Source organism: Pseudomonas sp. NBRC 111138 (assembly GCF_001320835.1).
GTDB lineage: Bacteria > Pseudomonadota > Gammaproteobacteria > Pseudomonadales > Pseudomonadaceae > Aquipseudomonas > Aquipseudomonas paracarnis.
The window spans coordinates 45,174-55,151 of record NZ_BCBO01000142.1 but is presented as its reverse complement, the minus strand read 5'-3'; the positions used below and the strand labels follow the sequence as shown (position 1 = coordinate 55,151).

General features: G+C 60.2%; 9 protein-coding genes. All 9 read right to left on the bottom strand.

Features of this window, described 5'->3' with window-relative positions; genetic code table 11:
- Window positions 1-176: 176 nt before the first annotated feature.
- Window positions 177-968 (bottom strand): amidohydrolase, encoded by a 792-nt coding sequence (locus APH41_RS24585; protein ID WP_054922036.1) that lies wholly within the window; start codon window positions 966-968, stop codon window positions 177-179.
- Entirely contained in the window at window positions 956-2,104 is a 1,149-nt protein-coding gene (locus APH41_RS24580; RefSeq protein ID WP_054922031.1) for a pyridoxal phosphate-dependent aminotransferase, read from the bottom strand. The genes APH41_RS24585 and APH41_RS24580 overlap by 13 nt, the downstream gene beginning before the upstream one ends.
- A gap of 134 nt (window positions 2,105-2,238) precedes the next feature.
- Window positions 2,239-3,708 (bottom strand): ribosome biogenesis GTPase Der, encoded by a 1,470-nt coding sequence (gene der, locus APH41_RS24575; protein WP_016977675.1) that lies wholly within the window; start codon window positions 3,706-3,708, stop codon window positions 2,239-2,241.
- A gap of 264 nt (window positions 3,709-3,972) precedes the next feature.
- The gene (bamB, locus tag APH41_RS24570) at window positions 3,973-5,124 is read right to left on the bottom strand and encodes an outer membrane protein assembly factor BamB (RefSeq protein WP_054897812.1); all 1,152 of its coding nucleotides are present in this window, start codon (window positions 5,122-5,124) and stop codon (window positions 3,973-3,975) included.
- Window positions 5,117-5,758 (bottom strand): YfgM family protein, encoded by a 642-nt coding sequence (locus tag APH41_RS24565; RefSeq protein WP_003194010.1) that lies wholly within the window; start codon window positions 5,756-5,758, stop codon window positions 5,117-5,119. Before APH41_RS24565 ends, bamB begins: the two co-directional genes overlap by 8 nt.
- A 41-nt stretch (window positions 5,759-5,799) precedes the next feature.
- A complete protein-coding gene (hisS, locus tag APH41_RS24560; RefSeq protein ID WP_034128022.1) occupies window positions 5,800-7,089 on the bottom strand; it encodes a histidine--tRNA ligase in 1,290 nt (429 codons plus the stop codon).
- Window positions 7,090-7,112: 23 nt separating this feature from the next.
- Window positions 7,113-8,222, bottom strand: a complete 1,110-nt coding sequence (ispG, locus tag APH41_RS24555; protein ID WP_054922028.1) for a flavodoxin-dependent (E)-4-hydroxy-3-methylbut-2-enyl-diphosphate synthase — start codon at window positions 8,220-8,222, stop codon at window positions 7,113-7,115.
- Window positions 8,223-8,224: 2 nt separating this feature from the next.
- Complete coding sequence (locus APH41_RS24550; RefSeq protein ID WP_034128023.1) at window positions 8,225-9,211, bottom strand: RodZ family helix-turn-helix domain-containing protein; 987 nt, start codon at window positions 9,209-9,211, stop codon at window positions 8,225-8,227.
- Window positions 9,211-9,969, bottom strand: coding sequence for a type IV pilus biogenesis/stability protein PilW (gene pilW, locus APH41_RS24545; RefSeq protein WP_054922025.1), 759 nt, complete (start codon window positions 9,967-9,969; stop codon window positions 9,211-9,213). The genes APH41_RS24550 and pilW overlap by 1 nt, the downstream gene beginning before the upstream one ends.
- Window positions 9,970-9,978 lie beyond the last annotated feature (9 nt).

Here is a 9,978-nt window from a genome sequence, read left to right as displayed (position 1 = left end):
GCGGCGTAAGCATTGCCGTAATGCAAAAGGCCCCTGGGTGAGAATCCAGGGGCCTGATCGTTCCCACGCTCTGCGTGGGAATGCAGCCCTGGACGCTCTGCGTCCGCCCTTAGAAGCGGTACGCAGAGCGTCCCAAGAGGCGTTCCCACGCAGAGCGTGGGAACAATCTAAGAGCCTTAGACTAACTGAAAGCTATCGGCATCCAGATTCGCCGGGAACCGTGTACGGTAAGCCGCCAGCTCCGCCGCATCCAGGATCACCTGGAACACCCCATCCGCCTCCCCTGCACTCAGCAAAGTCTCACCCTGGAAATCCAACACCTGGCTATCGCCGGTGTAGGCAAACCCCTTGCCGTCGGTGCCCACCCGGTTCACCGCCGCCACGTAACACAGGTTCTCAATGGCCCGCGCCGGCAACAGCCGATTCCAATGCTGACGCCGAGCGCCCGGCCAGTTGGCGGTGTACAGCAGCAGGTCCGTATCCTGGGCATCGCGGCTCCACACCGGGAAGCGCAGGTCATAGCAGATCAGCGGGCGAATGCGCCACCCCTTCAACTCGAACTGCACCTGACGTTCACCTGGGGTGTAATGGTCATGTTCACCGGCCATGCGGAACAGGTGGCGCTTGTCGTAATGCAACACCTCACCATCCGGCCGCGCCCACAGCAGACGGTTGCGGTGGCTGCCATCGGCGGCCTGGATGATCACACTGCCGGTAATCACGGCCTGATACTTTGCCGCCTGGGCCTGGAGCCAATGATGGGTGGGGCCGTTTTCCGGCTCGGCGAGGGTTTCTGATTCCATCGAAAAACCGGTGGTGAACATCTCTGGCAGCACGATCAAGTCGGCGCCTTTGGCCTGCTCCAGCAGCAACTCGAAGTGTTCGAAATTGGCATGCCGGTCATGCCAGGCCAGGCTCGTCTGCACCAGGGCAATGTTCAGATTGGGCAGTACACTCAGATCACGCATAGTTTTTCCGCCGCTTGTCGCAACGTCTCCTCGCGTTTGGCAAAGCACAGGCGCACCAGGCGCTGGCCTTGGGGTGGGTGCTGGTAGAACACCGAAACCGGAATGGTCGCCACGCCATGTTCGCGGGTCATCCACACGGACATGGCGACGTCATCCAGGTCTGGGCGTATCTGCGAGTAATCCACCAGTTGGAAGTAAGTGCCGGTCACCCGGGTAAAGCTCAAGCGCGATGGCGCCAACAGGTCGCAGAAAAGGTCCCGCTTGGCCTGATAGAAGGCCGGCAGTTCTTCGACATGTTCCGGGTGTTCGGCCATGAAGTCCGCCAAAGCGTACTGCAAAGGGGTGACGCCGCAGAAGTTGACATATTGATGCACCTTGCGCAGTTCGGCGCTGAGGGCCGGTGGCGCGACCACGTAGCCGGTCTTCCAGCCTGTGACGTGATAGGTCTTGCCGAATGAGCTGACCACGAATGCGCGCTGATACAGTTCCTGATGGGCCAATACGCTGACGTGGGGCACACCGTCGAATACCAGGTGCTCGTAGACCTCATCGCTGACCAGGTAGATATCGCGGTCGCGGATCAGTTCGGCCAACTGGTCCAGCTCGACACGGCTGATCAATGCACCGGTGGGGTTGTGCGGGCTATTGAGGATGATCATGCGCGTACGCGGTGAAAGCGCAGCCTTGAGTTTCTCGAAGTCCAGGGCGAAGCCTTGCAGGCTCAGTTGCACATGCACGCAGCGGCCACCGGCCAGTTCAACCGAAGGCTCGTAGCTGTCATAGCTGGGGTCGAACACGATGACTTCATCACCGCTGCGAATCACCGCCTGAATGGCGCAAAAAATCGCCTCGGTGGCGCCTGGCGTGATGGTCACTTCAGTGTCGGCATTCACCGTGACGCCATAGCTGCGGGCGATCTTGGCCGCCACTTGCTGACGCAGCACCGGCAGGCCTGTCATGGGGGCGTACTGGTTATGACCGAGGGCGATGTGCTTACCCACTGCATCGAGCAAACCCTGCGGACCATTGAAATCGGGAAAACCCTGGGACAGATTGAGCGCGCCGGTTTCGGCGGCGAGTTGCGACATGGTGGTGAAAATGGTCGTGCCGACGTTTGGCAGCTTACTGCTGATCATGGGAGCCCCCTTCGGGTGAGCTGCAAGTTTTAAGCTGCAAGCTGCAAGCAGGTCAAGGGGCAAACCGTCAGGCACAAAAAAGGCTCCAAAGGAGCCCTCTCTTGCAGCTTGTAGCTTACAACTCGAAACTGCCGTTATTTTTTATCACGGCGCTTCTTGTCGGCCTTCTTGTGGTGAGTCATCAAACGACGCTTCTTGTTCACCTGACGGTCAGTCAGCGTGTTCTTGTTGCCTTCGTATGGGTTCTCGCCACCCTTGAACTCGATACGGATCGGCGTACCGACCAGTTTCAAGACACGGCGGTAGGTGTTTTCCAGGTAACGCACATAGGACTTGGGCACCTTCTCGATCTGGTTACCGTGGATCACGATAATCGGCGGGTTGGCACCACCCAAGTGGGCGTAACGCAGTTTGATCCGGCGGTTGTTGACCATCGGTGGTGCGTGCTCGCCCACCGCGTCTTCAAGGATCTGGGTGAGACGGTTGGTCGGCCAGCGGGTAACCGCGGACTTGAACGAGTTCTGTACGGACGCGTAGAGGTTGCCCACGCCGGTGCCGTGCAGTGCCGAGATAAAGTGGATATCGGCGAACTCGACAAAGAACAACCGACGCTGCAGCTCGATCTTGACGAAATCACGCTCGCTCGGCGTCATGCCGTCCCACTTGTTGATCGCGATGACCAGGGCACGACCGGCTTCCAGGGCAAAGCCCAGCAAGTTGAGGTCGTGGTCCACCACGCCTTCGCGGGCGTCCATCACGAAGATCACCACGTTGGCGTCTTTGATCGCCTGCAGGGTTTTGACCACCGAGAACTTTTCAACTTCTTCGTGGATCTTGCCGCGCTTGCGCACACCGGCGGTGTCGATCAGCGTGTACTTTTCCTCGTTGCGTTCGAACGGGATGTAGATGCTGTCGCGAGTGGTACCGGGTTGGTCGTAGACGATAACGCGGTCTTCACCGAGCATACGGTTGACCAGGGTCGACTTGCCGACGTTCGGGCGGCCGATGATAGCGATCTTGATACCGTCTTTTTCGCTCGGGCCAGGAATGCGCTTGGCTTCCTCGCCTTCAGCGACGATCTCTTCCTCGCCCTCTTCTTCCTCGACATCATCCTTTGGGAAGTCGCGCAGGGCGATTTCCAGCATCTGGGTGATGCCGCGGCCGTGAGCACCGGCGACCGGAATCGCATCGCCCAGGCCCATCGGGCTGAATTCGGCACGGGCGGCCTCAGGATCGATGTTGTCGATCTTGTTGGCGACCAGATAGGAACGCTTGTTGCGCTTGCGCAGGTGCTCGCCAATCATCTGGTCAGCGGCGGTATAGCCCGCGCGGGCGTCCACCAGGAACAGCACCACATCGGCTTCTTCGATAGCGAGCAACGACTGCTCGGCCATCTTTTCGTCCATGCCATGCTCGTCACCGGAGATACCACCGGTGTCGACAATAATGTAGGAGCGCCCTTGCCACTTTGCCTCACCGTATTGGCGATCACGGGTCAGACCGGACAAGTCGCCGACAATGGCGTCGCGAGTCCTGGTCAGGCGGTTGAACAAGGTGGACTTGCCGACGTTAGGTCGGCCCACCAGGGCGATTACGGGAACCATGCGGCTCTCCACTTCGTTATTTCAGAAAATACAAAAGCCGCTGCAGGGCAGCGGCTGGTGCTCGGGGCAGCATTTAAAATGCCACATGCCCTGCTTCTGCCCCCGCCACTGTAGGAGCGAGATTGCTCGCGAAAAACCCGAGAACAACGCGTTTATCCAGAAAACCCGCGTTATCGTTGACGTCCTTCGCGAGCAAGCTCGCTCCTACAGCAACCGGTATTGAAGCAGGGCCGCCTGGGGGTTACCCCAAGCATAGTCAAACCTTTACTTGATGGTCAGGGCTTCCAGCTTGCCGCCGTTGCCATACACATAAAGCATGTTACCCACCACCAGCGGACGCGCACGCAGGCCGTCGCTGTCGATACGCTGGCGACCGACAAAACGACCATCCACCTGGCTCAGCAGGTGCAGGTAGCCTTCAAAGTCACCGACCGCGACGTAGCTGGAGAAGACTTCCGGTGCCGACAGTTGACGGCGAGCCAGGGAGTCATTGCTCCACAGTGCAGTGGTGGAACGCTCATCCACACTTTCAACGGTGCCGGATGCCAGGCTCACGTAGACGCTGCCAAACCCTTGGGCGACACCCGCATAGCTGGAGGCATCACGCTGCCAGTTGATGCGACCGCTTTGCAGGTCCAGCGCGGCAACACGCCCCTGGTAGGTGGCGACGTAGAGGGTTTCACCCGACAGCAGCAAGCCGCCGTCGATGTCTACCACGCGATCCAGTTCGGAGCGACCTTGCGGGATGGCCACACGAGTTTCCCAGGCCGGCACGCCGTTCTGGGTATTCAAGGCAACCACTTTACCGGTCGACAGGCCAGCAACGGCCAGGTTGCTGGTCACAATCGGACCACTGGTACCGCGCAGGGTCAACACCGCAGGGGTGCTGTCGTACAACCAGCGTTGGTCCCCGGTGGAGGCATCCAGGCCGATCACGCGGTCGTCCTGGGTTTGCACCACGACGATATCGCCGTTGGTAGCCGGCGCCGAGAGCACTTCACTGGTCACGCGAGCGCGCCACTTCTCTTCACCGGTGCTGGAGTCCAGCGCGACCACGTCACCCTTGAGGGTACCGATCAGCACCATGCCGTAGCCGACGCCCACACCGCCGGAAACCGGCAGTTCGAGGTCTTTCTTCCACTTGACGTCGCCGTTCATGCGATCCATGGCAACCACAACGCCAGTGGAATCAGTAGCCACGATGTTGTCGCCGTCAATCGCCGGCTGCAACAGGTTGTAGAGGTCGCCCTGCCCATCACCAATGGATTGGCTCCATTGTTTTTGCAGGACCACTTCTTCCTTGAAGCTGGTCAGCTCGGCAGGAGGCAGTTCTTTTTTGCTGTTGCTGCTGCAACCCGCGGCCAAAACGGCCAGAGCCAGCAATGCTGCATGTTTCCAACGGATCACGTCACGCATCCCCTTTGGCCAAGTCGTCGAGCTTGATTTGTAAGCCACCGACCGCCGCTTCATCAGACAGCGCCGCCTTGGCTTTTTGGTACGCAGCATGGGCTTCGTCGGTACGACCCAATTGGACCAACAGGTCGCCCTTGAGCTCTTCGCGAGTGGCCACGAATGCCTTGTCAGCATCGCCGTCGAGCAGTTTGAGTGCTTCGTCAGCCTTGTTCTGCGCCGCCAATACCTGTGCCAGGCGCTGACGTGCGATTTCACCCAGGGTCGGGTTGGTCGGCTTGTCGGCAATGGCCTTCAGCTCGGTGGCGGCGTCATCCAGCTTGCCGGTATCGACCGCGACTTTAGCGACGAACAGGCTGCCGTATTGGGCGTAGGTGCTACCGCCGAATTCGTTTTTCAGCTTGCCGGCCAGGTCTGCCACCTGCGCAGGGTCAGGCTTGCCGTCCGGCGTCAGGGTAGTTTCCAGCAATTGCTGATAAACGATCGAAGCGCCCTGGGATTGGTTGGCCTGATACTTGGTCCAGGCTTGCCAGCCGAACACCACCACTAAAGCCAGCAGGCCGCCAGTGACCAGGGGCTTGCCGTTACGCTGCCACCAGTCCTTGAACTCGGCCAGTTGCTCATCATCAGTACTCGACACCCCAATACTCCTTAATCGCTAAATTCGGCTGTTCGACAGCTTCAACCCTGCACGACGCAGGTGGCCAAGTGCGCAGCGAGCGCATCAAAGGCAATGTTCTGTTGTTCACCCTGGCCACGCAGGGGTTTGAAACCTACCACTTGCTGGGCCAGCTCGTCATCGCCGAGGATCAGTGCGTAAAGCGCACCGCTCTTGTCGGCCTTCTTGAACTGGCTCTTGAAGCTACCAGCGCCGGCATTGATCTGCAGGCGCAGGTTGGGCAGTTGGTCACGTACTTTTTCGCTCAAGGCCAGGGCCGCCAGTTCGGCAGCCTCGCCGAAGGCGCACAGGTACACGTCCACCTGACGGGAAATTTCTTCCGGGACCTGCTCCAGGGTTTCCAGTAGCAGGATCAGCCGCTCGATGCCCATGGCAAAGCCTACGCCCGTGGTCGGCTTGCCGCCCATTTGCTCGACCAGGCCGTCGTAGCGACCACCGGCGCACACGGTGCCCTGGGCGCCGAGCTTGTCGGTGACCCACTCGAACACGGTCTTGCTGTAGTAGTCGAGGCCACGCACCAGCTTGGGGTTGATCACGTAGGGAATACCGGCTGCATCCAGACGCGCCTTGAGGCCCTCGAAATGCACCCGGGACTCGTCGTCCAGGTAATCAGCCATTTTCGGCGCATCGACCAGCACGGCCTGGGTGTCGGCGTTCTTGGTATCCAGTACGCGCAACGGGTTGGTTTTCAGACGGCGTTGGCTGTCTTCGTCCAGCTTGTCCAGGTGGGCCGACAGGTACTCGACCAGGGCTTCGCGATAGCGACCCCGGGACTCGCTGGTGCCCAGGCTGTTGAGTTCAAGCTTGACCGCATCGCGGATGCCCAGTTGGCCCCACAGGCGCCAGGTCAGCACGATCAGCTCGGCGTCGATGTCCGGGCCGTCCAGGTTGAACACTTCGCAACCGATCTGGTGGAACTGGCGGTAACGGCCTTTCTGCGGGCGCTCGTGGCGGAACATCGGGCCGATGTACCACAGCTTCTGGGTCTGGCCACCACCGGTGATGCCATGTTCCAGTACGGCGCGAACGCACGCGGCAGTGCCTTCCGGGCGCAGGGTCAGGGAGTCGCCGTTACGGTCTTCAAAGGTGTACATCTCTTTTTCGACGATGTCGGTCACTTCACCGATGGAGCGTTTGAACAGCTCGGTGAACTCGACGATCGGCATGCGGATCTGCTTGTAACCGTAGTTATCCAGCAGGCGCGCGACAGTGCTTTCGAAGTAGCGCCACAGTGGCGTCTGCTCCGGCAGGATGTCGTTCATGCCACGAATGGCTTGCAGAGACTTGCTCACATCAGATCCTTAAATTCGTTCAATCAGCCGCGAGCGATCAGCGCTGCGTCAGCGGCGACCTTCTCGGCCGCTTTCTCGCGGATCAGCTTTTCCAGCTCATCCACCAGATTGTCATTCGTTAGCTTCTGCGACGGTTTGCCGTCGATGTAAATCAGGTTCGGTGTGCCACCCGTCAGGCCCACGTGGGCCTCTTTGGCCTCACCCGGCCCGTTGACCACACAACCGATCACTGCGACATCCAGCGGCACCAGCAGGTCTTCCAGGCGCAACTCCAGGTCGTTCATGGTTTTCACCACGTCGAAGTTCTGCCGCGAGCAGCTCGGGCAGGCGATGAAGTTGATACCACGGGAACGCAAACGCAGGGACTTGAGAATGTCGTAGCCGACCTTCACTTCCTCTACGGGGTCTGCCGCCAGAGAGATGCGGATAGTATCGCCAATCCCTTCGGCGAGCAGCATACCGAGACCCACAGCAGATTTCACTGTGCCTGAGCGCAAACCGCCCGCTTCAGTGATACCCAGGTGCAGCGGTTGCACGATTTCCTTGGCCAGCAGGCGATAGGCTTCTACGGCCATGAACACGTCCGAGGCCTTTACGCTGACCTTGAAGTCCTGGAAGTTCAGGCGTTCAAGGTGTTCAACGTGGCGCAGCGCCGACTCAACCAGCGCTGCCGGAGTGGGCTCGCCGTATTTCTTTTGCAGGTCTTTTTCCAGGGAGCCGGCGTTGACGCCGATGCGGATCGGAATACCGCGATCACGGGCAGCGTCCACCACGGCACGCACGCGGTCTTCACGCCCGATGTTGCCGGGGTTGATACGCAGGCAGTCCACACCCAGTTCGGCCACGCGCAATGCGATCTTGTAGTCGAAGTGAATGTCGGCAACCAGTGGGACCTTGACCAACTGCTTGATACGACCAAAGGCCTCGGCTGCATCCATGTCTGGTACGGAAACCCGCACGATGTCCACACCGGCCGCTTCCAGAAGGTTGATCTGAGCCACGGTGGCCGCCACATCGTTGGTGTCGCTGTTGGTCATGCTCTGCACTGCAATGGGGGCGTCGCCACCCACCGGCACCGAGCCGACCCAGATCTTGCGCGATACGCGACGTTTGATTGGAGATTCGCCGTGCATGACTATTGTCCCAACTTGAGGCGAGCAGTCTCGCCACTGGTGAACGGCGCCACGTCTACAGGCTGGCCGTTGTAGGCCACTTGCGCGCCACGGGCAAAGCCCAGACGCAGCGTCAAAGGAGGCTTGCCGCCCTGGTCAAGCGTATCTCCCTTACGCTTCAAACCGCTAAACAGCACTTTGCCGTTGCCATCGGTGACCTGCGTCCAGCAGTCAGCGATGAAGGTAATTTGTACGCGCCCATCACCGGCGATCAATGCCGGGGTGGTGGGAGGCGACATCGCCGGCGCTGCGGGTGCGGCTGGCGCAGGGGTCGCAGGTGCAGGCGTCGGAACCGCCGGAGCCTGGGCCACGGGTGCGGCCGGAGCGGTCGGAACAGCCGGAGCCGGTACCGCAGCAGGGGCCGTGCCGGCGTCTGGCGCGGGTTGTTCGGCAGTGGCCGGCGCTTGCGGCGCAGCTTGCCCCTCTACCACGGCCTGGTCTTCCGGCTCGTCCAGGGGGTGAATCTGGGTGGTGCCGTCGGCGCTTTCAACTTCGACATGTTCCATGGCGTTGCTGGTCAGGTCTTTGTTGCGCTGGGAGGTCTGGTCTTGCCACCAGACAAAACCGCCGCCGACCACGGCAATCAGCAACAACAGGCTGACAATCCGCAAAATGGTATGGGAAACGCGCGTAGGCTCTTCGATGCGCCCCAACCCATGGACATTACTGCCCTGGGCATCGGTGCCGGTGAACTGGTCGAACTCCTGGACCAGCACGGCCTGGTCGATACCCAGCAATTTTGCATAAGCGCGGATATAGCCGCGGGCAAAAGTGTGCCCAGGCAGCTTGTCGAACGCGCCGGCTTCCAGATTGGCCAACGAGGTACTGGTCAAATTGAGCTTGAGGGCCACTTCAGCCAGCGACCAACCATTGCTTTCGCGGGCCTGGCGCAAGGTTTCGCCTGGGTTGACGCGATTAGCTGCTACATCTTCCGGGTGCGCGGCTTTCATCATTGCTCCGACAGGTATTGCTGATATTCCGGCGTACCGGGATAGAGTCGTTCGAGTTGCTGGCCAAAACGTGCGGCCGTGTCGTGTTCTTCATGAACCGTCGCCAGGCGCACACCGAGCAATAGACTACGTGCATTTTGCCCGCTGAGCAGGCTAAAACGCTCGTAATAGTCACGTGCTGGCACATAATGCCTGTCTTCGTAAGACAACTCAGCCATTTCGAGCAATGCCCGTGGCTGGCGACTGTTCAGGTGCAGGGCTTTTTCCAACTGCTGGCGAGCGCTGTCGCGCTGACCGAGGCGCATCGAGGTCACACCGAGGTTCTCGAACACCCGCGAACGCTGCGGGTAGAGGGTATCGGCGGCGGCTTGCTGAAAATAACGTGACGCCAGGTCGTACCGTTGCTGCTCGAACAGGAAACTGCCGTAGTTGTTCAGCAGCCGCGGATCGGCAGGGCGGGAGGCCAGGGCCTTGTGGAAATAGCGGTCGGCCAGCTCGGGCTCGGCCTGAGCCTGAAACACCAAAGCCAGCGCGGCGTTGGCATCGGCATCATCGGCGTCCAGCTCAAGGGCCTTTTTCAACGGCACCTTGGCCTGCTCGCTCATGCCTTGGCGCAGATACCCCACACCCAGTTGCACATAGGCAACTCGCGCCTCATCACGGCCTTTATCAGTGCGCAACGGGCTGTCATGACCCGATGAAACGCAACCGGCCACGAGGCCGGTAAACAGTAAAAGCAGCGCAAGGCGCAAGGGCATAGAGATCCT